At 68.7% G+C, this 25,968-nt stretch carries 25 protein-coding genes, 1 tRNA gene and 2 pseudogenes; 12 read left to right on the top strand and 16 right to left on the bottom strand.

The window, feature by feature from the left end; genetic code table 11:
• Positions 1-19: 19 nt before the first annotated feature.
• The 4 genes from VS93_RS04415 to VS93_RS04400 all read right to left on the bottom strand — a co-directional run bounded on the left by VS93_RS04415 (position 20) and on the right by VS93_RS04400 (position 3,208).
• The gene (locus VS93_RS04415; RefSeq protein WP_046468717.1) at positions 20-766 is read right to left on the bottom strand and encodes a DUF3558 domain-containing protein; all 747 of its coding nucleotides are present in this window, start codon (positions 764-766) and stop codon (positions 20-22) included.
• A gap of 387 nt (positions 767-1,153) precedes the next feature.
• On the bottom strand, positions 1,154-1,357 hold the full coding sequence (locus VS93_RS04410; protein ID WP_046468716.1) for a hypothetical protein: 204 nt from the start codon (positions 1,355-1,357) through the stop codon (positions 1,154-1,156).
• Between the two features lie 91 nt (positions 1,358-1,448).
• Entirely contained in the window at positions 1,449-2,255 is an 807-nt protein-coding gene (locus VS93_RS04405) for an ABC transporter permease (protein ID WP_046468715.1), read from the bottom strand.
• A complete protein-coding gene (locus VS93_RS04400; protein WP_201776549.1) occupies positions 2,252-3,208 on the bottom strand; it encodes an ABC transporter ATP-binding protein in 957 nt (318 codons plus the stop codon). The genes VS93_RS04405 and VS93_RS04400 overlap by 4 nt, the downstream gene beginning before the upstream one ends.
• Before the next feature lie 118 nt (positions 3,209-3,326).
• On the opposite strand from VS93_RS04400, the gene VS93_RS26695 reads away from it, so the two are divergent.
• A complete protein-coding gene (locus VS93_RS26695; protein WP_052745522.1) occupies positions 3,327-4,493 on the top strand; it encodes a sensor histidine kinase in 1,167 nt (388 codons plus the stop codon).
• The gene (locus tag VS93_RS04390; RefSeq protein ID WP_046468714.1) at positions 4,490-5,122 is read left to right on the top strand and encodes a response regulator; all 633 of its coding nucleotides are present in this window, start codon (positions 4,490-4,492) and stop codon (positions 5,120-5,122) included. The genes VS93_RS26695 and VS93_RS04390 overlap by 4 nt, the downstream gene beginning before the upstream one ends.
• Before the next feature lie 13 nt (positions 5,123-5,135).
• On the opposite strand, the gene VS93_RS04385 is transcribed toward VS93_RS04390, so the two are convergent.
• Complete coding sequence (locus VS93_RS04385; protein WP_046468742.1) at positions 5,136-5,960, bottom strand: O-methyltransferase; 825 nt, start codon at positions 5,958-5,960, stop codon at positions 5,136-5,138.
• Between the two features lie 96 nt (positions 5,961-6,056).
• On the bottom strand, positions 6,057-6,194 hold the full coding sequence (locus VS93_RS30005; protein WP_173434255.1) for a hypothetical protein: 138 nt from the start codon (positions 6,192-6,194) through the stop codon (positions 6,057-6,059).
• Positions 6,195-6,524: 330 nt separating this feature from the next.
• On the opposite strand from VS93_RS30005, the gene VS93_RS04380 reads away from it, so the two are divergent.
• The 5 genes from VS93_RS04380 to VS93_RS04360 are packed head-to-tail and all read left to right on the top strand — an operon-like array spanning position 6,525 to position 11,310.
• Complete coding sequence (locus VS93_RS04380; RefSeq protein ID WP_046468713.1) at positions 6,525-7,316, top strand: Rossmann-fold NAD(P)-binding domain-containing protein; 792 nt, start codon at positions 6,525-6,527, stop codon at positions 7,314-7,316.
• Positions 7,313-8,362, top strand: coding sequence for a TOMM precursor leader peptide-binding protein (locus tag VS93_RS04375; RefSeq protein ID WP_046468712.1), 1,050 nt, complete (start codon positions 7,313-7,315; stop codon positions 8,360-8,362). Before VS93_RS04380 ends, VS93_RS04375 begins: the two co-directional genes overlap by 4 nt.
• The gene (locus VS93_RS04370) at positions 8,359-9,750 is read left to right on the top strand and encodes a YcaO-like family protein (RefSeq protein ID WP_046468711.1); all 1,392 of its coding nucleotides are present in this window, start codon (positions 8,359-8,361) and stop codon (positions 9,748-9,750) included. Before VS93_RS04375 ends, VS93_RS04370 begins: the two co-directional genes overlap by 4 nt.
• Before the next feature lie 15 nt (positions 9,751-9,765).
• The gene (locus tag VS93_RS04365) at positions 9,766-10,593 is read left to right on the top strand and encodes a SagB/ThcOx family dehydrogenase (RefSeq protein WP_046468710.1); all 828 of its coding nucleotides are present in this window, start codon (positions 9,766-9,768) and stop codon (positions 10,591-10,593) included.
• Positions 10,594-11,310, top strand: a complete 717-nt coding sequence (locus tag VS93_RS04360; protein ID WP_046468709.1) for a CPBP family glutamic-type intramembrane protease — start codon at positions 10,594-10,596, stop codon at positions 11,308-11,310.
• 36 nt (positions 11,311-11,346) lie between these two features.
• Here VS93_RS04360 and VS93_RS04355 read toward each other — a convergent pair whose 3' ends face one another.
• From VS93_RS04355 to VS93_RS04330, 6 genes are all read right to left on the bottom strand, one after another.
• Positions 11,347-12,084 (bottom strand): LuxR C-terminal-related transcriptional regulator, encoded by a 738-nt coding sequence (locus VS93_RS04355; RefSeq protein WP_052745521.1) that lies wholly within the window; start codon positions 12,082-12,084, stop codon positions 11,347-11,349.
• Positions 12,077-12,829 (bottom strand): class I SAM-dependent methyltransferase, encoded by a 753-nt coding sequence (locus tag VS93_RS04350; RefSeq protein ID WP_162231639.1) that lies wholly within the window; start codon positions 12,827-12,829, stop codon positions 12,077-12,079. The genes VS93_RS04355 and VS93_RS04350 overlap by 8 nt, the downstream gene beginning before the upstream one ends.
• Positions 12,830-14,463: 1,634 nt before the next feature.
• Positions 14,464-14,551, bottom strand: a tRNA-Ser gene (locus VS93_RS04345).
• A gap of 10 nt (positions 14,552-14,561) precedes the next feature.
• Positions 14,562-15,059, bottom strand: a complete 498-nt coding sequence (locus VS93_RS04340) for a nucleoside deaminase (RefSeq protein WP_046468707.1) — start codon at positions 15,057-15,059, stop codon at positions 14,562-14,564.
• On the bottom strand, positions 15,056-15,556 hold the full coding sequence (locus tag VS93_RS04335) for a tRNA adenosine deaminase-associated protein (RefSeq protein ID WP_046468706.1): 501 nt from the start codon (positions 15,554-15,556) through the stop codon (positions 15,056-15,058). The genes VS93_RS04340 and VS93_RS04335 overlap by 4 nt, the downstream gene beginning before the upstream one ends.
• A gap of 80 nt (positions 15,557-15,636) precedes the next feature.
• Positions 15,637-16,140: a tRNA adenosine deaminase-associated protein gene (locus VS93_RS04330; protein WP_046468705.1), complete on the bottom strand. Its 504-nt coding sequence runs from the start codon at positions 16,138-16,140 to the stop codon at positions 15,637-15,639.
• A gap of 332 nt (positions 16,141-16,472) precedes the next feature.
• On the opposite strand from VS93_RS04330, the pseudogene upp reads away from it, so the two are divergent.
• The 3 genes and pseudogenes from upp (at position 16,473) to VS93_RS04315 (ending at position 18,608) form a co-directional block, all read left to right on the top strand.
• Positions 16,473-17,125, top strand: a pseudogene (upp, locus tag VS93_RS04325) (uracil phosphoribosyltransferase).
• Positions 17,126-17,548: 423 nt separating this feature from the next.
• Positions 17,549-17,773: a three-helix bundle dimerization domain-containing protein gene (locus VS93_RS04320; RefSeq protein ID WP_046468704.1), complete on the top strand. Its 225-nt coding sequence runs from the start codon at positions 17,549-17,551 to the stop codon at positions 17,771-17,773.
• Between the two features lie 319 nt (positions 17,774-18,092).
• Positions 18,093-18,608, top strand: a complete 516-nt coding sequence (locus VS93_RS04315) for a PH domain-containing protein (RefSeq protein ID WP_046468703.1) — start codon at positions 18,093-18,095, stop codon at positions 18,606-18,608.
• Positions 18,609-18,683: 75 nt separating this feature from the next.
• Here the strand turns inward: VS93_RS04315 and VS93_RS04310 are convergent, their stop codons facing one another.
• Positions 18,684-18,875, bottom strand: coding sequence for a hypothetical protein (locus VS93_RS04310; RefSeq protein ID WP_046468702.1), 192 nt, complete (start codon positions 18,873-18,875; stop codon positions 18,684-18,686).
• Positions 18,876-19,187: 312 nt separating this feature from the next.
• Here VS93_RS04310 and VS93_RS31025 point away from each other — a divergent pair, with 312 nt between their 5' ends.
• The gene (locus tag VS93_RS31025; RefSeq protein ID WP_236700335.1) at positions 19,188-19,331 is read left to right on the top strand and encodes a hypothetical protein; all 144 of its coding nucleotides are present in this window, start codon (positions 19,188-19,190) and stop codon (positions 19,329-19,331) included.
• Between the two features lie 119 nt (positions 19,332-19,450).
• Here the strand turns inward: VS93_RS31025 and VS93_RS30000 are convergent, their stop codons facing one another.
• Both VS93_RS30000 and dnaB read right to left on the bottom strand, forming a co-directional pair.
• On the bottom strand, positions 19,451-20,236 hold the full coding sequence (locus VS93_RS30000; RefSeq protein WP_338022670.1) for a DnaB-like helicase C-terminal domain-containing protein: 786 nt from the start codon (positions 20,234-20,236) through the stop codon (positions 19,451-19,453).
• Positions 20,122-23,325, bottom strand: a complete 3,204-nt coding sequence (dnaB, locus tag VS93_RS04305; protein ID WP_173434253.1) for a replicative DNA helicase — start codon at positions 23,323-23,325, stop codon at positions 20,122-20,124. Before dnaB ends, VS93_RS30000 begins: the two co-directional genes overlap by 115 nt.
• Positions 23,326-23,652: 327 nt before the next feature.
• Between dnaB and VS93_RS04300 the strand changes: the two are divergent.
• Positions 23,653-25,004: pseudogene (locus VS93_RS04300) on the top strand (MATE family efflux transporter).
• A gap of 8 nt (positions 25,005-25,012) precedes the next feature.
• On the opposite strand, the gene VS93_RS04295 reads toward VS93_RS04300, so the two are convergent.
• Positions 25,013-25,807: a peptidoglycan recognition protein family protein gene (locus VS93_RS04295; protein ID WP_046468701.1), complete on the bottom strand. Its 795-nt coding sequence runs from the start codon at positions 25,805-25,807 to the stop codon at positions 25,013-25,015.
• Positions 25,808-25,968: the final 161 nt, after the last annotated feature.

The raw sequence follows: 25,968 nt of genomic DNA, 5'->3' as shown, positions 1-25,968 counted from the left end.
GCGAGACGCGGCAGACGGCTCAGCCGATGTTGTTGATCGCCTCGCGGCCCAGGTCCGTCATGAGGTCGTCGAGGGTGTCGGCGTCCTGCGGCGCCGTCAGGTCGTCCGGGGTCAGCAGCACGACCCTGATGTTCATGTCGTCCTGCCGGATCAGCGCGCTGACGGCGGAGAACTCCTCGCCGTCCCCGTTGAACTCCTCGATCGCGTGGACCAGGAGGCTCTCGTCGCCCAGGTCGAGGGGCTGCTCCCGCTCGACGCTCACCTCGCGCGTGCCGTCCTCGCTCTCGACGGCGTACTCGACATTGAAGTCGAAGACCTCCTCGGCCCCCGCCTCGCCCCCGCCCGAGTCGGGGAACGGCTCCAGGTACACCACGTCCAGGTGCCCGCCGATCGAGCCGTCGACGAGCACCGACCAGGAGCACCCGGTCATGCCCTCCTCGGCCGCCTCCTCGTCGCCCTGGGCGTCGAGTTCGCTGCGCTGCGCCGAGGTGAGCGCCGCGCACGGGTCGTCGGGGAGCGCGTGCGGGGGGTCGCCGACATCGGGCTCCGCCGCCTCCTCCTGCCCGCTGCCTTCGTCCTCCTCCTCGCCGCCGCGGGCGGACTCGGCGGGGGAATTCCCACCGCTCTCCTCCCCGCCGCTGAAGGGGCCCGCCCACAGGAACACACCACCGGCGAGGACGAGCGCCAGGAAGGCGCCGCCGGCCGCGAGGCCGATCCACAGCCCGGTCCGCTTCTTCGGCGGTGGCGGCGGCGGGCCGAAGGGCATGCCGGGCCCCGCGGGACCACCGGGCCCGTAGGGAGGTGGGCCGGGCGGCGGGAACCCCTGAGGCGGGAACGGAGGCCCCTGCGGCGGCGGGCCGCCGGGCGGGGGCGGTGGCCCCTGAGACGGCGGCCCGTGCGGTCCCGGCGGGACGGCGGGCCTCTGCGGCCCGTAGGGCCCCGGCTGTGAGGGGGATGCTCGTGGTCCATGGCGCCCTTCCCGAAACGGTCCCGACCAGAAAAGCATCTCATCCGTCGCACATCGCCGGCCCCTGCCGCACAGGCGTTCCCGCGACCGGAAGAGGCCACCGCGAGCCCCCTCCCGGGTGCGCTGTACCGACCATGAGCGTCGCCACCAGGACCCGTGGTCAGCACGCCGGCGGCTTGCTAGGACTCATCGGCGCTTCGCACCCCCGAAGGCGACCATCGCGTAGATCACACCGCCGATGAGCACCCCTACCAGGAACGCCGCACCGGCGATGGCGAGGCTCTGCGAAGCGGCGTAGGCGGCGCCCGCTCCGAGAAGGCTCATGAACAGGGTGATCCCGGCGCCGAACAGCATGTCCAGCGGTCCGGAACCGCGCTCGGTGTTCGTCATCGTTCTCAGTTCCTCCTTGTCGTTACGGGCTCCGCGGGACCGTCCGAACGGTCCGGGTCGTGCTGTGCCGGTGCCTGCCGCGCGGCGCGTGTTAGCGCCGGTGGCGCGGGGTCCACGAGAAGAACCGGACACCCAGTGCCGCGGTGGCGGCGGTCCACGCCCCTGTGACGAGGGCCGCGTATCCGATGTCGGACCAGGAGCAGGCGCCCCGGTAGGCGTCGACCGCCGCGGAGAGCCCCGGTTCCAGCGGAAGCAGCGAGGAGACGGTGCGGACCCACTCCGGTGCCCCGTCCAGCGGGAAGAACCCCCCGGAGATCATCAGCAGGGGCAGCACGAGGGCGTTGGCGATGGGACTGGCCGCGTTCTCGCTGGGGATCACGGCGGTCAGGGCCACCCCGAGGACGCTGCCGGCGACGCCGAGCAGCAGGATCGCCGCCGCCAGCCGGCCCGGCTGCTCCGGGGTGGTGTCGTAGACGGCGGCCGAGAACACGGCCACCACGGCGACGCCGGCCAGCGCGAGCACGCACGCGGCCGCCATCCGGCTGCCCAGCAGGGCCGAGCGCGGAACGGGAAGGAGCTGCAGCCGCTTGAGCTGACCGTACTCACGCAGGTAGCTCAGTGTGATGGCGAGGTTGGTCATGGTGCCGGTGACGATCGCGATCGTCATGGTCGCCGGGGTGTAGTAGCCGGCCGTCTCCGCCCAGTCGCCCCCGATCAGGGTGAACGTGACGAGGAAGATCAGCGGCAGTCCCAACGAGAAGAACATCGCCGCGGGGTTGCGGACCTGGGACAGCAGGTCGTAGCGGATCTGGTGCGCGAAGGTGGGCAGAGCGCCGGGCGGCTGCGCTCGCCCCGCCCGCGACGCGCCTTCGGTGCGGTTCGCCGACGCTGGGCTCATGGGGAAGCCTCCTCCCGGTGGGCCAGCAGGTCAAGGTAGACGTCCTCGAACGAGGGCGATCGGACGGTGACGTCCACGAGACCGATCCGCCGCTCGTTCGCGTACTCCTGCAGTTCCTGGACGGTGCGTCCGGGCTCGTTCGTGGTGAAGGTCCAGCGCCCGTTGTCCCGGTCGCGCCAGGACTCCAGCACCGACGGCAGGTCCGGGGCGGAGTCCATCTCCGGTGCGACGCACCCGACACGGTCGGGAAGCCCCGAGGTCGACCGCAGCTCCTCCACGGTTCCGGTCCGGTGCACCCTCCCGCGCACCAGGAGCACCACGCGGTCGGCGAGCTCCTCCACCTCGTCGAGCAGGTGGGTGGTGAGGAGCATGGTGGTCCCCGCGCGCCGCAGCCCGGCCAGCACCTTCCACAGGGACCGCCGCGCCTCGGGGTCGAAACCCGTCGTCGGTTCGTCGAGCACGACGAAGTCCGGCCTGCCGATCAGGGCCAGCGCGATCTCCAGCCGCCTGCGCTCCCCGCCGGACAGCCGGCTCACCCTGCGCTTGGCCAGGGGCGCCAACCCGACGAGGTCGAGGGCGTCCTGTGTTGTCAGCGCGTCGGGGTAGTAGCCGCGGGTCATGGTCACGATCTCGGCGACACTGAGCTCGGAGTCGATGCGGCAGTCCTGCAGCACGGCCCCGATCCGCGCCCGCCATGCGGCGGGTGCCCGCCACGGATTCCGGCCGAGTACGTCGATCCGCCCCGTGTCCGGCCTCTGGTAGCCCTCCAGGCATTCCACGAACGTGGTCTTGCCGGCTCCGTTCGGGCCGAGCAGGGCCACGACCTCCCCTGGTCTGACCGCGAGCCCGACACCGTCGAGCACTGTCACACCGCCGCGCCGGACGACGACGTCCGCGGCGGCGACCGCAGGGGGAGGCGGCGAAGATGTCGTTGGGTCCATGCCGACCAGCATCCGGCTCTCCCCCTTCCCCGCGGCACCACCGACAGGAGGAGGGGGAATCAGACGATCGGTGGAGGGGGAGCCGGCCGCCTCCGGTCGATAATGGCGTGGCCGGTTCGAAGGAGGACGAGTGGACGACCCCGGTTCCAGGCTCGGTTCCGACGCGTGGCGGTTCCCTCCCCTGGGGTGGATGCTCCTCTGGGGGTTCACCGCCGTGCTGTCGGCCGGCTCGCTGGCACTGTTCCCGCCTTCGGGGACACCGCGCCTCGTCCTCGCGTGCGCCGCGGTGGGGCTCGCGCTGGCCTGCTTCGGGTTCCTCGCCCTGCGGCTCGCCCGCGGCGACGAGTGCGGCGACGGCCCACTCCTCGTGCTCGTGCTGCTGTGGTGCGCGGCGCTGGCTCTGGCGCCCACGGTGTGGATCGGTGCCGCCCCGATCTCGATGCTGGTCTATTCGGTGGCTCCCAAGCGCAGGGGGCACCTCTCCTCGGGCCTCTTCGCGGCCTTCGGGAGCATCGGGATCCTCACGCTCCCGGACGGGCCGGGGCTCCTGGTGCGGGCCGCGTTCGCCGCGACGGCCGCGGCCTACAGCCTCGGGCTGGGATGGTGGGTCGCACGGGTGGTGGCCGAGTCGCACGAGCGCAAGGAGCTGCTGCTGCGGTTGGAGGAGACCCAGTCGCAGCTCGCGGAGGTCAACCACGAACGCGGTGCCCTCGCGGAGCGCCAGCGCCTCGCCCGCGACATCCACGACACCCTGGCCCAGGGGTTCACGAGCGTCCGGATGCTCGTCGAGGCGGCGCAGGCCAAACTGGACAAGGAGCCCGAGAGGGCCCGGCACCATCTCGAACTGGCCCGCAGGACCGCGGCCGAGAACCACACCCAGGCGCGTGCGCTGGCGATGGAGGGGGTCGCGGGCCGGCCGGAGTCCTCTCTTCCCAACGCCCTGCGCAACCTGGCCGAAGGACTGTGGGAGCAGCGGACCGACGTAGCGGTGCGCGGTGCGCCCCGCACCCTCACCACGGTCCAGGAGGTGGCCCTGCTGCGCGCCGCCCAGGAGTCGGTGGCCAACGTACGCAAGCACTCGCAGGCCGAACACGTGTCGATCACCCTGGACTACCGCCCCGAACAGGTCGTTCTCACCGTGCGCGACGATGGTGTGGGATTCGACCCGTCCAGGGTCGACGGTGGTGGGCTGGGGCTCACGGGCATGCGCGACCGCTTGGCGGAACTGGAGGGAAGGGTCGAACTGTGCAGTCGTCCGGGAATGGGCACCAGCGTGACGGTGAGCGTGGCGCAGTGATACGGATCCTGGTGGTCGACGACCACAGTGTGGTGCGGGAGGGGATCGTCGCCCTGCTCTCGGTGGAGGACGACATCGAGGTCGTCGGACAGGCCGGGGACGGGACGGCGGCGGTCTCGGCGGCTTCGGCCCTCGCCCCGGACGTCGTGCTGATGGACCTGCGGATGCCGGGGGAGAACGGCATCGAGGCCACCCGCCGCATCGTGGCGGCGAACCCCGAATGCAACGTGATCGTGCTCACCACCTACGACGAGGACGAGGACATCGTCGGCGCGATCGAGGCGGGCGCCATCGGCTACCTGCTGAAGAACACCTCACTGGAGGAGCTCACGGCGGCGGTCCGGGCCGGCGCCGCCGGCCGGTCGGTCATGACGCCGGCGGTCGCGCAGAAGCTGGCGCGCAGGCGGTCCTCCCCGCCCGCGCCCCTGCTGACCCAGCGGGAACTACAGATCCTCGACCTGGTGGCGCAGGGGTACACGAACGCGCGCATCGGCCGCCGCCTGGGGATCAGCGAATCCACGGTCAAGAGCCACCTGCTCAACATCTTCGGCAAACTCGGTGTCTCGGACCGGACCGGGGCGACCACCGCCGCACTGTCGAGAGGGCTCATCCGGCTGCCCGAACGCTGACGGCGACGGCCGACTACCGGACAGCGGCGACGGCCGCCATGGAGTCGGCCCACCAGTACGTGCAGTCCGGCGGCGGGGCCAGTCCGGAGACGACGCTCAGTTCTATGCTGCGGAAATAGCCGAGAAGGGCCCGCTGGTGCCGCCGACTCAGCGAGTCGATCTCCATCGTGTAGTAGCTGAGAACCGCGCCGGGCCGCATATGCGCCGCCGCCGAGGGAAGGAAATGCTGGATATAGGCGGCGTCCCGGACAACGTACTGTTCGTACTCGCGCTCGTTCGCCGGGTAGGTGTCGAACAGGACACCGTCGAATTCGCCCAGTGTTTCTATGACATCCTGCCAGCGTCCTTCGACAATGCGGATATCACTGTCGGGGTGTTCGCTTTTCCACTTCCGGGCGGCTTCGGCGACTTCCGGGTTGCTTTCGATGATCGTGTGCGATCGCACCCCTTCCTGCTGCAGCAGGCCGGCCGAAATCCCCATTCCGAAACCGACCTCCAGCACATCCCCGTGGGACCGTGCGGCGATCCGGCTGAGCTCGGCCATCAAGGGGCGCTCCCAGTCCTGCATGACCTGCTGGCCGGAGATGACGAGCTGGTCGCCGTCCCGCCGGACGGCAGCACCGGTGAGATCCTCCACGATCCCGTCGCGGCGCTCGCCCTTGACGGTGTGCTCCGCCTGCGCGTGCAGTTCCTCCAGGTCGGCGACCGTGTCGTCGACGAGCCGGCGCACCGCGAACCGGCGCAGGTCGGGGTGGAGCCGCCCCAGGTAGTCATCGCTGACCCACGTCAGTTCGAGGGCGACGTGCGGTGTGGAGCGGACCACATCTGTGCTGCTCATCCGGCTGTTCGTCATGGTCGACTCCCGTAGGTAGAGCGCGAGGAGGAAAGAAGCGGCTCCGGAATCGCCTTCCACACGGTTCCGGAGCCGGGGAAACTAGCCCGTGCAGCAGCAGGTGCAGGTGCTGGAGGAGCTGCAGCGCGCGGCGGTCGGCTCGAAGTAGCTCGACTCCTCGCCGTGGAAGGACAGCTCGACCTCGCTGACCTCACCCAGGGTCTCGAGAACGTTAGCCATGCGGTCTCCTTGCTAGATGGTTGCAACGGACACCCGTGTATCCGCCGCAGTTGAGGTTCGTCGAATCGGCGGTCGGCTACAAGGGAGCACACGGGAGGAATCTCGATGTCGACCGATCGGGTGACAAAACGATTCTCCACGCCGCGTACCGGCAGTACAGAACTGTAGCGTCGGCGAATTCTCCGTCCCGGACTCCGCGGGGATGAAACCGATATCGGCATATCGAAGGACAAGCAGAATCAGCAACACAGATGTCCGCGCCGCAGACGGGAAACTGCGAGTATTCCACGTGTGAGCGAACCAGAAAGAACAAACACGATTCGGCTTCTGGTGATCGGCGGTCGACCGACCCTGCCGCCGGCGCTGCACGAAGCCCCCGGCGTGTCCGTGGTGCACGACCCCGCCGAAGCCGACGCCGCGCTGGTCGACGTCGGCTCCCTCACCCCCGCGGCGCACGGTGAAGCCTGCCGGTATCCCCTGGCGCCCCGGCTGCCGCTCATTGTGATCTCGGCGCTCGGGGTCGACAAGGCGGGGACGGACGACCCCTACCTCGCGGAGGTCTCCCGCGCCGAAACCGCCGCGGTCGAAGGGCGCGACGACTGGTGCGTCCTCCGGCGCGCGCCCCTCGACCTCGATCTGGTGCAGGTCGCCCGCCAGATCACCGAGTTCTCCACCGTCTACGGCTGCTTCGGGGACAACCCGGTTCCCTGGCTGGCGTTCGAGGACGTCCTGGACGTGATCCGGGAGGCCGTCGCCGCCCCGGACCGCCGGCGGGGCCGGGCCTACCAGCTCACCGGGGCCGAACCCGTCCGGGTGGGCGACCTCGTCGGAATGCTGGCGGACTCGCTCGACCGGAAGGCCGAGTACCACCCGCTGGACCCCGCTCACCTGGTGGAGGCGCTCTCCGCGACGGTCGGCTGGAGCCTCGACACGGCCCTGCGGGTTCCGCACCACCAGCACTGGGCCGGTACCGCGCATCCGCTCTCCCCGACCGTCGAACGCGCCCTGGGGCGGCCTCCCCGCCCGGTCAGCACATGTGTTGCGCGCGCCGCCGCGGCTGTCGCCACCCCCGCGGCCGGCGCTCCCGAGCCGGCGCTCCCGACCGAAGAAGGAAGACCATGAGCACCCAGACCGATCTCACTGTTGGCGTCAACCCCGGTGTCAGGGTCGAAGTCACCGAGGACGCCGTGCTGATCAGGCACGGCGACCATACGGCGAAGCTCGCGGGCGGTCGGCTGCCCGCCTTCACCGAGGCGCTGCTGACCGTCCTCTCCGACGGCAGGACCGCCCTCGACGTCGGCGCGGACACCGACGAGGCGCGGCTGCTGGCCCTGGAGTCGGTGCTGAACCAGCTCGTCGACGCGGGCCTGCTGCAGCGCGACGACGCCGCCACCGACCTCTCCGAGGTCTCCCCCGCCGCCACCGGCATGTGGCTGCGTGTGCTGCGCAACGTCCCCCTGCGCACCGTCCAGGACCGCATGGACCGGTCCCTGGCCGTGGTGCTGGGCAAGGGCGCTCTCGCCGAGAGGATCTCCCGCGGGCTGGCGGAGGCGGGGGTCACCGTCCGCGCGGCCGCGGACCGCGCCGACGTCCCGCCGACGAACGACCCGACGCGCGATGTCGTCGTGGTCGTCGGGGAGACCGACCGCGACCCGCTGCTGGAGGAGTGGAACGAGGAGGCGGTCAAGGGGCGGCGCACCTGGCTGCCCGTCGTCCCCTTCGACGGCCGCCGGGCGCTCGTCGGCCCGTGGACGCTGCCTCAGGAGTCGGCCTGCTTCACCTGCTACCAACTGCGCAGGGCCGCGTCGTTCCCCGACCGCGGCGTCATCGCCGACATCGTCGCGGCGCGTCCGGTCTCCAGCGGGGGCGAGCGCGCGGCGCTGTGGCCGGGACTGACCACCATGCAGGTGGGCCTGGTCGTCGAGCGTGTCGTCGAGTGGTTCGGTCTCACCGACACCAATGCGGGGCTGGCCGCACCGGGCGGCCTGCACACGCTGGAGATGACCAGCGACGGGATACGGCTCGACGCGCACCGGTTGTTCCGCGTGCCGCGGTGCCCCACCTGCTCGCCGGCCCGCGACCGCGGTTACCCGATGATCTGGTTCCACCCGCAGTCGGGGATCCCGCTGCACACCCACGACGACGCGGGGAACGGGGAGGGGAAATGACGGCACCATCCCTCGCCTCCCGGGACTGGGCGGGTCTGCCCGCGGGGGACGGCCCTCCGTGGACGCCGGCCGAGCGGTCGGAGCGGCTCCTGCGCCCGCTGAACTCCGGGGTCGTCGGCATCACGACCCGCCTCTACCGGCAGATGCACGACGTCGACGACGTCTTCGCCTTCGCCGTCGGCGCGCGGGCCTGCCAGTCGGAGTACCTGGTCGGGGAACCGTGCGCCCAGGCGAGCGGCGGCGGCTCGCTCGACGAACGCTCCGCGACCCTCTCGGCCATCGCCGAGACCGCCGAACGCTACAGCGCCGTGTACTGGCCCGCGGAACACGTCGCGCGCTCCTCGTGGGCGGACCTCACCGCCCGGGGAGAGGCCGCGATCGCGCCGGAGCAGGTGCGGCTGTTCACCGACACCCAGTACGCCGACCCGCGGTTCCCCTTCGTCCGCTTCACCAGGGACACCGAGATCAGCTGGGTCCAGGGGATCGACCTGCGCAGCGGCACCCCGACCTGGCTGCCCGCGGCACTGGTGTTCCTCTCGGGGCCGCACCGCGAGACGGGCCAGAAGATCGCCAACAGCACGAGCAACGGGCTGGCCGCCGGCTGCACCTGGGACGAGGCGCTCTGCTCGGGCCTGCTCGAACTGGTCGAACGCGACGGGTTCAGCACGGTCTGGCACAACCGGCTGAGCATGCCGCTGATCGACCCCGACAGCGATCCCGGGACGAAGGCGTTCTTCGACCGCCACGTGCGCCCCTCCGGCCTCGACGTCTCGCTGGTCGACCTGAGCTCCTTCTGCGGTGTTCCGTCGGTGCTGACAGTGGTGCGCAACCGGGTGAACGAGATCGCGCCCCTGGCGGTCGGGGGCGCCGCCGCCGGAACAGCGCAGCGCGCCATCGTCAAGTCGGTGATCGAGGCGTTCCAGACACGCGTGTGGATGCGCGCCGAACAGCGCGAGGGCAACCTGCTGCCGCCCGACACCGACTTCGCCGAACAGGTCCACAAGTTCGACGACCACGTCCGGCTCTACGCGGGGCCGGGCCTGGAACACGAGACCGGGTTCCTCGACGCGAGCGCGGAACGGCTCGCGGTGGCCGAACTGCCCCGGCTGCCCGACGACCGCCCCCGCCCGCTGGCCCGCGCGGTACTCGACCGGCTCGGCGAACAGGACGTGGCGGTCTACCTCGCCGACGCCACGAGCCCGGACATCTACGACGCCGGTCTCGTCGTCGCCCGGGTGTTCGCTCCGGCGCTGGTGCCGTTGGACTCCTCCTACCACGCCCGGTTCATCGGGCCGGAGCGTCTCCGCCGCCGCCCCGTGGAACTCGGCCTCCTGGAGCGCCCGCTGCGCGACGACGAACTGAACCCCTTCCCACATCCCTATCCCTGATCGGGGAGCACGCCCATGCCTGAGACAGAGAACCTGCACGGCGCCAACCTGATCGACGCCGTATACGGCGACGGCCCGCCGCCGCCCGACGATCCGGCGGAATGCTACTTCGAGGCGTCGAAACTCCATCTACGCGCCCTGAGCTGGGATGTCCCCGGTGGGCTCGCGTTGGACCAGTCGGAGGAACTCCAGCTGCTGACCCAGCGGGCCGCTCGCAGCAACCCCAGCCGCGAGATACTCCCGCTGCCCGACCCCGAACCGCTCTCCCGGGACTTCGCCGAGGTCATCGACGCGCGGCGCAGCTCGGAGGACTTCGGACCGGGCGAGCTCCCCCTGCCGACACTGTCGGGGATACTCGAACGCTCCTACCGTGTGCGCCTGGTGAACGGGTGGCCACTGCGCCCCGTCCCCTCGGGCGGTGCGCTCTACCCGCTGGATCTGTACGTGATCGTGCAGCGCGCGGGGGGCCTGCGGCCGGGCCTGTACCACTACGACGCGTTCCGCCACGGGCTCACCTGGATGCGCGAGGTCGACCACGAGACCCTGCACCTGGCGACCCTGCAGCCGGAAATGGCGCGGGACGCGACCGCGATACTGGTGATCGGCGCGTCCTTCTGGCGCTCCCGTTTCAAGTACGGCCAGCGGGCGCTGCGCTTCTGCCTGGTCGAGGCCGGGCACCTGCAGCAGAACATCCTGCTGCTCGGGACCGCCTACGGGTTGGCGACCAGACCGATCGGCGGTTTCCTGGACGACGACTTCACGGCGAACATGGACTACGACGGCGTGAACGAGGCCCCGGTCTACGCCACGCTGATCGGGCCACCGGGCGACGGCTCCCCGTAGATGGGCACCGCGGGCCTGTGGGAGGGGACGGCGGCCGCCCCGGCGGTCGCCGTCCTCGTCGTGCTCGCCGCGCATGCCGCTGTCCCCTGGTCGATGCGCGTGTTCCCTCCGCGCGACCCGCTGCGGACCTATGACCGGGCCACGATCGTGCTCAGCGCCGCGGCCCTGGCGGCCGCCACCGCGGGGGGCGCAGCGTGGAAAGGCCCTTTCGCGTGGCCGTGGACCGCCGCCGTCATCGCGGCATCCGCCGCTGTTGGCGTCCTCCTTCCCCTTGCGGGTGCGCTGCTCTCCGGCAAGCGGCTTCGGCGCCGCCCCGCACCATCAGGGACCGCCGGGCACACGCGGCTGGCGGCCTGCGCGCTGGGAGAGGAAGCACTGTGGCGGATATCGGGGCCGGCCGCGCTGCACGGGGTCGGGGTGCCGATCCCTCTGGCCCTGGCCCTGTGCCTGCTGGCTTTCCTGGGGCTGCACGTACCGAAGAGCGGAGCGCGGGCACTGCCGTACCTCGGCGTCATGTCGCTGGCGATGACCGCGTGCGCCGCGGCCGGCGGGCTGGCAGCGGCGACGTGCGCACACGTCTCGCACAACCTGACGCTGGAGTGGTTCGCCCCGGCTCAGCGGGGAACCCGCCGCCCCTCCTCTCGGCCGCGGGGTGAGCGCCCCACCGGAGAGAGCGCAGAGGACGCGCCGCCGGTCGCGCCGAGCCGGTGGGACTGATGCCGGACCGAGGCGGCCGGCGGAACGGCCGGAGGCTCAGCGGCTCTTCTCCAGCGGCGGGCGCGCCGTCGGCCGGCCGGAGACCAGGTTCTGCTGCGGCCTCGTCGAACCGCCGTGCGCACGCCCCCCGTCGCGGCGCACGGCGAGAATGCCGTTGGCGATCCCTTTCGCGACCGCCGACGCGCGATCGTGCACCCCCAGCTTCCGGAACGTGCGCTGGACGTGGGTCTTGATGGTCGCCTCCGACACGAAGAGCATGTCGGCGATCTTGGCGTTGGACAGTCCCTCGGCGACGAGCTGCAGAACCTCGCGCTCCCGCTGCGAAAGGGCGGAACCGTCGGCCGGGTTCCGCACCTCGGAAACCAGGTACGGGAGCGACTGCGGCGACACCGGGACGGAGCCGTTGAGCGCCTTCCAGATCGTCACGATGACGTCCTCGAGCGGACTGTTCTTCAGCAGGAACCCCTGGGCGCCGGCCTTGAGCGCGGCCACGACCTTCTCGGGATGGTCCGACAGGGCGACAACGGTCGCCCGTTTGCCGCGCTCGTCCGCCATCGACGTGAGTGCTTCGGCGCCCTCGTCGAGCATCCCGAACTCGATGAGCACGAGGTCGGGATTCGTCCGGCTGACCTGCTGGACCGTACTGCCCACGTCGCAGGAGACGCCGGCGACCTCGATCGCGTCGTCCTCCTCGATCACGGCCCGCAGGCCGGCCACGATGAGGGGGTGCGGGTCGGCGACAACGACGGTGGCGCGCTTTCTTCTCTCAAGCATCGCGGCGACCTCCAGGATTCGTGATCACCAGATGTGCCACGCTGTCGATCTGACTGCTTCCGGCGAGCGCGGCACCGCGGGAGGCGAGAAGCCCGGCGATCCGCGGTGATCCGGCCCAGATCCTGCCCGCCTCGGCCGACCCCGGCGGATGACCGCCGAGCCCGCCCCGCCGTACCTCGGCGCGTGTCCCGGTCCGGCGCGCGGTCTCGTCCGCGATCCCCCGGAACTCCTCCATCGCCAGCGAGGCCGCGAGCTGGTCTCTCAGATAGTCCCGTTCCTCCTCGTCCGCCGCTCCCATGCCCTCCGGGATCGTCTTCCCGTCCCAGGACTCCGGCCGGAGGAGGTCGACCACGTAGCAGGTCCCCCCGGGGGCGAGCATTTCGGTAAGCCGGGTGAGCCCCTGGAGCGGGTCGTTCCACAGGGCCAGGCTCAAGTGCACCAGGATCAGGTCGAAGTGTCCGAACCGGTCCTTCTGGCGTGCGAGGTCCTCGGCCGCCATGACGCTGAGCAGAATTCCCGGGTCGCCGCCGAACCTGCGCTCGGCCGCCGCTATGGCGGGCTCCACTGGATCGACGCCCGCCAGTTCCGCCTCAGGAAGGACCTCCCTGGCACGCTCAAGCAGGGCACCGCCTCCGCATCCCACGTCAAGCAAGCGGCTGGGAGGGCGTCCGCACAGGGCCAGGCCGACTTCCAGGCACAGGGAACGTGACGTGGCCGTCTCCCGCTCGTCGTAACGAGAGCTCACCCGACTGCGTACCGGATATTTGAACCATCCCCTCGCACGCTCACGTGCATGCGCGCCGGCCGCGATCCTTTGAGAAACCGAATCTTTGGTAGCGATTTCTTCTCCCATGATCATCCACTAACGTCGCTTAGTCGGACACAGGAGGGAGACGCTCCCCAACGGGGGAAGCAACCTCAACTGATATGACAAGAATCATTGGTTCTTCAATCCAACCGACCGGGGGCGCTCAAATGAGCACCGATCCTTAATTCACGCGGGGATACGGCGCCAATCCGGCTACAGTACTTCGACCAGGGGGCACCGATCCACACGGATCGGATCCCGGACTCACCGGAAGTGGTTACCGCGCATCTCGCGAATGATCATTGATATTCCAGTTCAGAGCCCTGCACGACCCCACCACCCCGCCTTCAGTGCCCCCTAGGTTGGACTCTGGCCGCAAAGAGAATGTTACCACCGAGTACAAGAGTATGGCACCGCCAAGCAAAGCCGACATTCGAGGGCACAGAAAGACACAAACGCTTTCGGATATTCTCCGGTCCGCCCGAAAGACCACGATAATAACAGCCCTTGACTGGAAATACGGCGGCCCTTTCCTGGACGGCCGGTTCAGCTCCCCGACCGCGGCGGACCGGCCGGCGGTCGGGGACACGGCCGGTCGGGCCCTCCGACGTGGCCGCGGATTTTCCCTGCCGGACAACGCAACACGGTCCCGGCGGCTCCCCGCGAGCGCGGAGCTTCCGGTTATCGCAGGGCGGGTGGACGTTTCTTCGGGCTTCCCCTCCCCTGACGACCGAAAGGGGCCGTCCGACCGGTGGAACCGCCGCCCGGAAGGGGAACCGCCCTTCCGGGCGGTCCGTTCTCCGGCCTCCGCGGAGGCGGTGATCCCCAGGTCGCACTCCATCACGGCCGCCATTCCCGCGACCCGGCCGACCGCACGGAGCCGCCCCCAACGGCCGCGGGAAAAGAGCGTCGTCCTCTTCGCATTCCTCTCCTTCATTCGAGAGGTTGACAAGAATCGCTCCCGTGCCGGCGGACGGGAAGTGAACACGGTCTCCCGGCCGCCGGTGATCCTTTCCCAGCGAAGTCGCCGCCATCCCCAACGCACTTCCGAGAAGAATTAAAAACATATTGCGCCACCTCGATCGCGATAGGGATACGGGAGATAGCGAGAGCCAGAGTTTCGACGGATCAGCTCCGGCCATCGAAAATCTCGCAGAGCTGCCGCGGAGCGAAAATCGACGTCGATCGAGCGGCGGCCCGTACGGCGGAATACGATCCTTGACTAATTAACGGACTTATCAAGGGGGCGAGGTGGCCGGATATGGACACCTCGCCAAGGGTTGGCCTCGCGGGCACGCATGGAACCGCCCCTGATCCGCCGCGACCGCACCGCGTTCCCGGCGATCCGCCGAGAGGAACGTGAGAGGCCGTCCAGGGGGCGCTCTGTGCTCCACGGCGACCATGACCCCGGATACCTACGGGCACCTGCTTCCCGGAGCGGCTGGGAGCTCTGGCCGGGACGACCGAAAAGCCGACCGCCGATTCCCGTGTGCGATGAATGCGCCACGGAAGACGGCGGCCGACTCCTCCGCCCACGAAAAAGGGCGTTCACCTGCGTGAACGCCCTTTGATGGCGGTGGAGGTGGGATTCGAACCCACGGTAGGTCTCCCTACACTCGCTTTCGAGGCGAGCGCCATCGGCCACTAGGCGACTCCACCGAGGGCAACTCTACCGGAAACGTCGATGTGAGAAGAACTCGGCGAGTACGTCCCCGCATCTCGACGCCAGGTCCGGGCTCACCAGGTCAGGAGGGATCACCTCAGGGCGGTGGTTCAGCCGCCGGTCGCGGAGCACGTCCCACAGCGAACCCGCCGCACCTGCCTTCGGGTCGCGCGCGCCGTAGATCAACCGGGCCACCCGGGCCAGCACGCTCGCGCCCGCGCACATCGTGCAGGGTTCGAGGGTGACGGCGAGCGTACAGCCGCTGAGCCGCCACTCTCCCTTGTTCCGCGCCGCCGCGCGTAGCGCGACGATCTCGGCGTGGGCAGTGGGATCGCCGGTGGCCTCCCGCTCGTTGTGGCCCGCTCCGATCACCCGGCCTCCGGGATCCAACACCACGGCCCCCACGGGCACGTCCTCGCTCGTGTGCGTGCGCTCGCTCTCGGCGAGCGCCAGCCGCAGCGCCGCGTCGATCTCCTCTCGCGTGCCCGGGCGCGCCTCTGTCATATCCGCAGCGAGTCCAGGTAGTCGGCGAAGCCGGCACGGGCGGCGATGATGGAGAGCACGTCCCCGGGCAGGGTGCCCTCGCTCAGGGTCAGGGAGAGCAAGTCCTGTTCGGAGGTGCCGATGTCACTCAGGAGCTCGGCCGTGCCCCCGGGATCGGGATAGGGCTTCTGGCCGGTCCCCTCCTCCTGCTGCTCCGGAGGTTCGATCTCGCCGCTTTCGAGCAGCAGTGCCGCAAGCGGATGCTCGCGCACCACACGCGCGTCGGAGAGGAACACCTGCGGATCGGCGTGGTCGTCGACGCGGACGACCCCGAACCACTCGTCGTCTGCCTCTATGAGCAGCAGCATGGTCCCCTCGGAGGCATCGGCCCCATGGGTCCCCGCCACGTCGCGCATGAGATCGGCGACATCGTCGATGCTCTCGGACTCTGTCAGGTCGACCTCGATCCCCACCCACGTGTCCGCGGAGCGGAAAAAGACCACTGCGAAGATCGACACCGTGCGTTCTCCCGTCCTCTCTAGCGGGGTGGCCAGGTGGAGGCCGCGGCGCTGATCATGAGACCAGGCCGGAGAATTCCCTACCCCATCCCGTCGAGCGCACGCTGGAACCCCTGCTGGAATCCCAGTCGTTCGGAGATGCTGGCCAGCACCTCGTCGGGGTAGAGGTCGAGGTCGCCCGCAAGCGCGCCGAGCTCCATCTCGTCCAGCCCGAGGTCGGCGAGGATCGACAGGTCACCCGCGGGGAGCACCTGGTCCAGGTCGTCTTCGTGGGGCTGGTCGATCTCCAGGAACTCCAGTACCTGGCGGGCCACCGGCCAGTCGACGGAGGCGGTGACGTCAGAGAGGAAAAGGCTGACATTGTCGCGGCCGTAGACGCGGGCGAGGATGAAGAAGTCGTCGCCCACCGAGACCAGGCCGATCGCACCACTGATACTGGGCTGCTGCCGCAGTGCGTGCAGCAGGCCCTTGAGATCCTCCGTCAACGCTACGGGAAGAAGGTCGACATCCCAGTAGTCCTCCTCCCGGTAGGCGACGGCCGCGAAGTCACCGGAGCCGTCGTCGCTCTGTTCGAGTCCCGTCATCGTCACCCCACCCGGCTGGCCTTGATGCGGCCAGGATCGCAGATCGCCTGTGACGGCGTCATCGTAACGACCACCCTCGCCAACGACAGGGCCTCCCCCAACGGGGCTGTCTCCGTGATAGAAGTCCGCGCTCACACGTCCTATTAGAACGGAAACGAGGTTCCGGACAGAACGCGATTGCGAAGTTGACTCCGATTCGTCTCCTAAAGCAGAGCCGAAACACTTCCCGGTGCCGTTCGTTTCGTCCCTGGCCGCTCATCCGAGGCAGGCCGGTCACGCCGCTAGACTCGGGCGCCGGCTCCCTCGTTTTCCCAGCTCGTCCGGAGTATGCAATGGAAACCCTGATCGTCGACCACCCGCTCGTCGCACACAAGCTCACGACTCTGCGCGACACCCGCACCGATTCCCCGACGTTCCGCCGACTCACCGACGAGCTGGTCACCCTCCTCACCTATGAGCCACCCGCGATGTAAGGGTGGCCGATGTCACGGTCGAGACTCCGCTGATGGCCACGAAAGGCGCCCAGCTAACGCGCCCCACCCCGTTGGTGGTGCCGATCCTGCGCGCAGGCCTGGGGATGCTCGACGGCATGACCCGGCTGCTGCCGACGGCCGAGGTCGGTTTCCTCGGCATGGCCCGCGATGAGCGCACCCTGCAGCCCGCGACCTACGCCGACCGCCTTCCGCGGAACCTCTCCGGTCGGCAGTGCTACGTTCTCGACCCGATGCTCGCCACCGGCGGAACGCTGGCCGCCGCGCTGAAGATGCTGGTCGACCGAGGGGCCGACCACATCACCGCGATCTGCTTGCTGGCCGCGCCCGAGGGGCTGGAGGCGGTCGAGAGGAAACTGACCGAAACCCTGGACGCCGATCACGGCGCGACGCTGCGCGTCGTCACCGCTGCCGTCGATGAGCGGCTGGACGAGCACGGATTCATCCTCCCGGGTCTCGGTGATGCCGGTGACCGGCTCTACGGAAGTCTCTGACCTGCAATTTTCCGCTCCTGATCCGTCACGGTCGAACGCCGTCTCAATATCTTTTCCGATCATCGTGAATGGATGTCCGAAATCGGGGAACTGAAGGGGCATGCGACCGCGCCCCGGCTCGCGAGAGCCTGCGCGGCCCCTCAGAGGACGACGCGGACCGCAGTAGACGAATTCATATCGAGATAGAGACGTAACACATTAGGGTGATCCTAGTTGGAGGCTGCCCCTACATTCGGGCGCCCCGACCAACCGAAAACGAGGCAGGTGTTTCACCAGGGGTGACGGCCCCAGCGACGCCGCTACGACCGGCAAGCGGCCCCGCACAGCTCGACCCCTTTGCCCCCGTCCCCACCAGCACTCGCGCGGCGTCCAGCCGCGGGTACGGAACACCAGCGAATCACCCTTCCCCTCCCGAGGAGTGAGATGCCTGAGAAGACCGAAACCCCGCACCGGGAGTTCGCCGCCCTCATCGACCGCCTGAGCACCGAATTCGCCGAGGTCCACCCGCGTGCCACCGTGACCAAATGCGTGGACGCCGCCCGGCACGGCGCCCAGGACGTCACCGGCCGGGCCACACCAGACCTCGTCGAACGCATCGCACGGCAGCACCTGCAGGTACTCGCTATGGCTCTCGCGGAACGCCGCTGACCGTTCCGGAGCGTGACCAGAACCACACACTCGATTTCATCGGACGCCACGCCGAGAGGGCGCCTCCGGCTTTACGCGCGTGAGGGTCGGTGTAACAATCAACATGGGTTGGTGGGTCAGCTGCATTCGTTCGGGAGACGGTCATGGCGAAGCTGAAAAAATGGCTGGGGTATGCCTCATTGCTTCGTAGCGTTTTATCTACTCACACAACCCGAAAGCGCCGCAGGGGTTATCGAGGCCGGCCTGGGAGGACTCATGGCCGGCGCCGAATCCCTCTCCCGCTTCGTCAACGCTCTGATGCCGTAAAGGCTGTGCAGCTATGAAGCTCGTAGCACCGACAAACCGGGCGCCTGCGTCGGTCAATCGCTACCTGCTGCCGCATGAGCAGGATGTCGTCACCATCAGGCGGCATCCCGCTGTGCTCATGGGCCCCGTTTCAGCGGTGCTCGGCGCCCTCATATTCGCCGGCTTCCTGAGCAACACCGCGCTGGCCAGCAACGCAGCGGCTCTGGCAGTCATCTGGTGGGTGTGGCTTCTGGTCCTGGTGTGGTTCGTGTGGCGTGTGGCCGAGTGGTCGGTGGACTATTTCGTCATCACCTCGGCGCGACTGCTCCTCACGACCGGTCTGATCACCCGCCAGGTCAACATGATGCCGCTCAGCAAGGTCACGGACATGCGGTTCGAGCGTTCCATCCTCGGCCGCTTCCTTGGCTACGGGACTTTCATCATGGAGTCAGCGGGTCAGGACCAGGCACTCAGCAGAATCCACTTCGTTCCCTACCCGGAACAGCTCTACCTTGAGGTCGTCGGGCTGATCTTCCCCGACAACTCCTAGTACCGGGTATACGCGTGGGGTCGTCCGGAGATCTGGGCGGCCCCACGCGGCCCGTACGGCTGCCGGCCCGCGTACTCAGGGCCTGCCGCTGTCGGTTGCGGCCCTCGGTGCGCGCTCTTCCGCCGGGTCGCTCCCGGCTCCGGCGCCCTCGTGCCCGCGGAGCCGGCGCACCAGGGACAGGACGACCACGCTGAGGATCACGATCAGCGGGAACGCCGGGCCATCCCGTTCCCCTGCGAGGTCGCCGACCGGATCGGTGCCGCTCACTGAGCCCGCCCCCGACTACGCAGGACGGGCGATCGGAGCGGGCTGACCGCGGTCGCCGTCCCGCACAGCGCTCGCCGGGAGGCGGGCGATTTTTGTGTGCGTTCGCCCAGCATGCGGGAGAGGAAGCGCTCACAGCCGGGCGAATCCAGATTGACTTTACGGTGAACGGAAGGTTAACTATGGTTCTCTGCTAGACGAACAACGGGGGTTGCCATGACTCGAAAGGTGAGAGGCACGGCATCGCAGACCAAGCGTTCCGCTGCGGCGTCCAGCCGCTCCCGCCCGTCCGCGATCCGTCGCGCATCGGGCCGCGTGCGCAGTTCCCTGGACGACGCGATGCCGCAGCCACGCCGCTCACCGGAGGCCGCCCCGTCCTCCGACCGCCCGACACTGAGCTGGGTCCTGGTCACCGACCAGAATGGCCGGACCCGCCCCGAGGCGCGCTGGAGTTCTTGAACAGAGCGATATGACACCACGTGAGGAGGGGCGTCCGCGGTCTGCGGACGCCCCTCCTCACGTGTGTACGCCGCGGCACGGGCTTTTCGACGCTCCGGCCCGAACAGCGCGTGGACGAATCACCCTGGCGCCATGTCGACAAAACGGCTGTAGTGCCCCTGGAACGCGACGGTCACCGTGGCGGTGGGACCGTTGCGGTGCTTGGCCACGATCAGATCGGCCTCGCCGGCCCGCGGGGACTCCTTCTCATGCACGTCCTCCCGGTAGAGCAGGATGACCATGTCGGCGTCCTGCTCGATCGAGTTGTGGACGCTTATCCCGTTCGCGACGAAGTTGTGGCTTTCCAGGACGGTCGCGTCGAAGACCTCTTGGACGCCGAGCGGCTCGATCTCGGCGATCTCGTCCCAGAAGACGTCGTTGGTCGCGAGCATATCCATATCGGCGTCGTCGAGCAGTTCGGCGACGCGGCCGAGCCCCGCCCGGCCGGGAACGCGTTCCCGCACCGCGCTCCCGCGGGACCGTGTCTCCACGGTGGCCGCGGACCCGCCATGCGCCGTGTCGCGCTCGGTGAGTGTGTGCCGCACGTGTTCCCACATCTGGACGGGAGCGGTGTCGGGATGCGTGCCGCCCTGCCCGCCGCGCAGCTCGGCCAGGCACCGCTCGACCCCGGTGGCGCGCGTCCCGCGGGCCCCGATCTCCTCCAGGAACCGCTGCTGGTTGTCGGCGCCGTGGACGAGGAGGCGGTAGCCAACGCGGTGCCGCCCTTTCCGGACCGTTCTGACACGGGTCATCACGTTGAAGCGCAGGAGCAGGCGCGCTGCGTCGTCCACGAGACGCCGGCTGGTGGAGGCGTAGTGGACGCGTGCCTGACCGGTCGCCGCGTCCCATCGGACGCATCCGCCCACGGACACAGGTGCCTCAGGAACAGGGCCGCCTGCCGTCGGGAGAACGCGAACACGTCGCCGGGCACGAACCTCTCGCAGTCGGGCGGGCCGAGCAGCCCCAGTCCGTCGAGCCACGCGGCGACGGAGCTGCGCCCGCCGCGCGCGAGGCAGTGGGGGTCGAGCAGCCGCAGTGCGGTCCCGGAGTCGTCGCGTACGGCGGTGATCCCGAAATGCCGTGCCGCTTCGGTGACCGCCGCGAGGTTCTCCTCGTCGGCACTCGTATAGCGGATCGGCCGCCGTTTCACGGACGAGCCGTCGCCGAGGAGGTGGGCGAGCAGGATCACCTCGGAGTCGGGCCACGTGGTGACCTTCTCCGGCGCGGGCACATGCCGCGGGACCGCGATCCGGTCACCTGGTGCGAGTTCTTCTAGCGGCTTCCAGCCATCGTAGCCGCAGAAGGGGTGGTTCGCCGACGCGGTCACCTCGCGGCCGGAGCGCAGGCGCAGCCGGAAGGTCTCCTTGGCCCCACTGGAGAAGACGTGGGTCATGGTGCGCGGGACAAGACGCAGCCGCTCGTCGAGCGACCACACGGGGATGCTCCGCTCGCCGCTCGCGAACAACTCGCCCATGGTGGTCTCGGTGCCGGTGTCGGCCCGGAGGACACCTGTCTCCGCCGTCAGACACCCCGATTCACGTAGATCGCTGACCTGGGGCTTCTTGTCCGTCCTCTGCTCGGGACCGCGGTTGAGCTGGGAGAGCGCGATGACGGGGACGTCCAGCTCCTTGGCGAGCAGCTTGAGGGAGCGAGACATCTCGGAGACCTCCTGCTGGCGGCTCTCGACCCGGCCGGACGCGCTCATCAGCTGCAGGTAGTCGACGATGATGAGCTGGAGGTCGTGCTGCTGCTTCAGCCTCCGGCACTTGGCTCGGATCTCCATCATCGACATGTTCGGGGAGTCGTCGATGAACAACGGTGCGCTCGCGACCTCCCCCATCCGGCGCGCCAGCCGCGCCCAGTCGTCATCGGTCATCAGCCCCGACCGCATCGTGTGCAGCGGCACCCGCGCCTCGGCCGACAGCAGCCGCATGACGATCTCGTTGCGCCCCATCTCCAGACTGAAGATGACGCTGGTCAGCTGGTTCTTGATCGAAGCGGCCCGGGCGAAGTCCAGGGCCAGGGTGGAGTTGTGCGTCGGGATCATCGACCGGGTGGCAAGGTACAGATGACTCGGATGGTCGATCTGAACGCACCGAACAGGGGCACTCTTCACGGGACGCACCGCCGTGATGAAGCGGGAACCGATCCTCCGATGGCTTCGGCCTCTACTCCGCTCCTTGTGGATCGACTTCTTTCGGTGCAGCCGGAAGAGGTCTTCCTCCGATCCGAAGGTGATCGTGTAGCGCATGGAAGATGGTGCGCTACGTCCTTTTACCCGCTTCGCCGACATCCCCGAGCGGTAGCCCAGGCCGTGGAGCAGCTCGCGGAAGTCCCGCGCCAGCCGTTCATTCGTCACAGCGAACCGGATGGATCCGTTCGCGTTGATCGTCCCATCCGTGTCGAGGAGGCCCGCGAGGAGCGCCCTGCGCTGCGTGACGGAAGACCGAAGGTACTCGGCAGGGATGTGCTTATCGCCCAGCACACCGATCTCACGGAGCATTCCCTGAAGACTTCCGTGGTCATCGACGCAGACGCGACAGCGCGACTGCCCGAAGGGGGGGCGACCGCAATCGACACAAGCCGTTTGCGGGACGGGCTCGGACACGAAACGCGCTTCGCCTCCACACGATTGTCCACAACCCCGCACGTGCGGAAGTTTCGGCGTGAAGCTCTTACCGCAGACCACACACTCCCGAGGCCCCGAGGGTTCACGGCCCTCATCCGGCAGGAAGATCCCGTAGGTCGTCTCCGTCGACCCCACAGGCCTGGTGACCAGATCCTCGGCTTCGATATGCAGAAGCAGTTCGGGATCGGCAGTGGTGATACACGCGGCGGTCGAGTGGCCATCGCCAAGCCAGGCGCCGAGGAAGTAGGGAGGTACGGTGAGCTCTCTGTCGGAGAGTTCCAGCGGATCGGCGTTCACAACGGAGTGGTTCAGCCGTTTGTCGGCGGTATCGCACCGTAAGGTCCGCGCGATCTCCCGGGTCGTCCGAACCTCGGGGAACGTCCGCTGGTTGCGGTAACGTTCATAGTCGGCGGCCACGGCCTGCGCGGACTTCCGGGAAGCCCGAGTATCGGTCAGCCACTGGTGCTCGGCGTCCGCGACGACCCTGCTTCCATCGTCGAAGGTGATCTCGTAACACGGGCGGTCGTTCATCACGTCACTCGTGGCGACCACCCTGGTCGGCGAACCATCGGCCGCGATCAGTTCGGAGCCGACCTTGACCTCCCCCATCGTCGTCCACCCACTGGGGGTCGGCAATGGCGTATCGAGAGCCAGGGCTTTGCCCACCGCCGGCCGGGCCGCGATGATCACCATCTGTCCGGGGTGGAGTCCGTTGGACAACTGGTCGAAGTCGGTGAAGCCGGTGGGGACTCCGGTCATGGAACCGTCGTGCGCGGAGATGGCCTCGATCTCGTCGAGGGCGCCCGGCATGATGTCGCTCAGAGCGAGGTAGTCCTCGGCCGTGCGTTTCTCGGCGACGCGGAAGATCTCGGCTTGGGCGTGGTCGACGAGGTCGTCCACTTCTCCGTCGCCGGAATAGCCGATCTGGGCGATCCGGGTTCCCGCCTCCACAAGGCGGCGCAGCACCGCCCGGTCGGCGACGATGCGGGCATAGTATCCGGCGTTGGCCGCGGTGGGGATCGACTCGGTGAGGGTGTGTAGGTAAGGGGCGCCGCCGACGCGGGTGATCTCGCCGCGCTTGGTGAGCTCGGCGTTGACGGAGATGGCGTCGACCGGCTCGCCGCGGGAGAAGAGGTCGACAACGGCGTCGAAAACGGTCTGGTGCGCCGGCCGGTAGAAATCGACCGACCGCACGATCTCCACAACCTGGGTGATCGCCTCTTTGGACAGCAGCATGCCGCCGAGGACGCTCTGCTCGGCCATGATGTCATGCGGAGGTGTGCGTTCGTAGCCGCCCTCTTCCGGCGGACGTTCAGTAACGCTCACGGATTCCCCCCTGCACACACGGTTGCATAGCACCCCCTGGGTTGGATTCTCGCCACTCCCCGGACCATGGTGCAAAGCAGCCTGTGGATGGAACTGCGGATATCTTGTGGACGAATCCACCGTTTCTGCGGATAGCTTGTGCACAACGCCTGTGGATAACTATCTACACAGCCCTAAAAACCCGACTTGAACTGCAAAAACGTTGTACACCGGCTGTGGGTGAAAGAAAGTTTGCGCCCAGGTTTCCACAAGTTATCCACAACCCTGGTGGATGCACTGTGGACCCCACACCTCATTCGAACCTCTGTACGATATCGTAGCAAGATCATGCCTCCTCTGCTCTCGGCGCCCCCCTTCCGGCACGGCCATGACCACGAGATCTTCCGGCTCGCCATCCCCACGTTCTTCGCGCTCATCGCTGAACCGCTGTTCCTGCTGACCGACTCCGCTGTCGTAGGCACCCTGGGCACGGCGGCGCTCGGCGGGCTGGGTGTGGCCGGCCAGCTCCTGATGACGTTCGCGGCCGTCTGCATCTTCCTGGCCTACGGCACCACCGCTGCGGTGGCCCGGAAGTACGGTGCGGGCGACATCGCGGGGGGTGTGCGGAACGGGACCGACGGGCTGTGGCTGGCCGCCCTCCTCGGGATCGGTGCGATCCTCGCAGGGTGGCCGCTGGCACCATGCTGATCAGCATTCTCGGCGCGTCGCCCGAGGTCGCACCGCAGGCCCTCGTCTACCTGCGCATCAGCCTGCTGAGCACTCCCGCCCTGCTCGTCATCATGGCGGGTACCGGGGTGCTGCGCGGCCTGCAGGACGCCAAGACCCCGCTCGCCGTGGCCGTTGCCTCCTACATCGGCAACGCCGCACTGTGCGTAACGCTCGTTCTCGTCCTGGACATGGGAATCGGCGGATCGGCCTGGGCCACGGTCATCGCCCAGACCGCCGGCGCTGCCGTCTACGTGGTCATGGTCGGCCGGTCGGCGCGGCGGCACGGGGTGTCGCCTGCCCCGAGCATCGCCGGCCTGAGATCCGCGGCCGGTGCCGGATTCGCGTTGTTCCTGCGTACCGTCTCGATGCGGATCGTGGCGCTGGTGACCACGGCGGTGGCCACCCGCCTTGGGGACCATGAGATCGCGGCGCACCAGGTCGCGTTCCAGATGTGGACGCTGCTGGTGTTCGCGATGGACGCCATAGCCATTGCCGGGCAGGCCATCATCGGCCGCTACCTGGGTGCCTCCGATGTGCCCGGCACCCGGGCGGCCACCCGGCGGATGGCGGAGTGGGGCGTCATGATCGGCCTGGCGTTCACCGTCCTGGTGTTCACGGTGCTGCCGTGGGCCGCGCTCCCGTTCACCTCCGACCCCCGGGTGGCCGGCCTGATCTCGTCGGCGCTGGTCGTGGTGGCGCTCATGCAGCCGCTCAGCGGCATCGTCATGGTGCTCGACGGCATTCTCATGGGTGCCGGCGATCAGCGCTACCTTGCCTGGGCCGGCCTGTGGACGATGCTGGCCTTCCTGCCCTGCGCCCTGCTCGTACTGTGGACGACCCCTGACGGATCGGACTTCGGGCTGGTGGGGCTCTGGTTGGCGTTCACCGTCTGGATCGCCGCGCGCGGCCTGACACTGGGACTACGCGCTCGCGGAAACGCGTGGCTCGTCGTGGGAGCCACGCGCCCGTGAACCGCGCGTCAGGCCGCCGGCCCGTGGTAGTGCTCCGTTTCCCGCTCCCTCTCCGGAAGATCAGGGTACGTGGGCCGCTCCTCCGGGGCTTCCTTCTTGGGCTCGGCCGCCTGGCTCGAACGGAGTCGCGCACTGACATCCCTGCGCAGCTGCGGGAGCATCGAGTAGAGCTGGTCACCGGGGCAGTTCGTCGGATTGAAGTCGCGGTGTCCCACAATGGCCGCCCCCGGGTCGAGGTCGTAGGCCGAACACAGCCAGACGCAGGTGCTGACGAGGGCGTCCATCAGGCTCTGCGGCGGCGACGCCCAGGTGTAGGTGCCCTCGTTCTCGATGCCGACGGTGTGGCCGTTGTGGTTGGCGGTATGCGCCCCCACAGCGTGCTGACCGTTGCGGATGGAGGCCAGCGAGGTGTTGCGCCCCTCCAGGATGTGCCCGCCGCGGCTGATCGTGAGCTGCTGGCCTATGTCGTCCCAGCCGTTGACGTCCATGTGGTACCTCTGGATCGCCCTCGACAGCGCCGTTGCGTGGTTCACGGAGTGGTCGTTGGTGTTGGCGGTGAAGGTGTGGTGCACAACGATGTAACTGGGGCCGCTGCCGAGCACCTGTGCTGACCTCCTGGGACTCCTGGCTCCCCAGTAAGCACGGGCGTAGACCTGGGGTTCGGAGGAGGCCAGGGCCGTCTGCGCGCCCCCCACCTCGATCGCGCTTCCCAGGAGCACACCGCCGGCTGCGAAAGCGGCTCCGCGGAGAATCGTCCGTCGGCTCATGTATCCGGGCATCACAGGTCGATCATGCGTGGACATACCAGCCTCATCCTTCCGGTGGAGTAGCAGTCCCACTGGAAAAGATAAGTTGCAAATAGTAATAAAGGAACGACTCTAAGTAATCGGGCGTGTCTCACCACACACCGCAGTAGCCGCCCGAATAGTACAGACGGGCCCGCCCCTGTCAGGGGCGGGCCCGT

The organism is Allosalinactinospora lopnorensis (assembly GCF_000981225.1).
In the GTDB taxonomy this organism is placed as follows: Bacteria; Actinomycetota; Actinomycetes; order Streptosporangiales; family Streptosporangiaceae; genus Allosalinactinospora; species Allosalinactinospora lopnorensis.
Note: the sequence above shows the minus strand (reverse complement) of the source record. Positions and strands in the feature narration are given on the sequence as shown.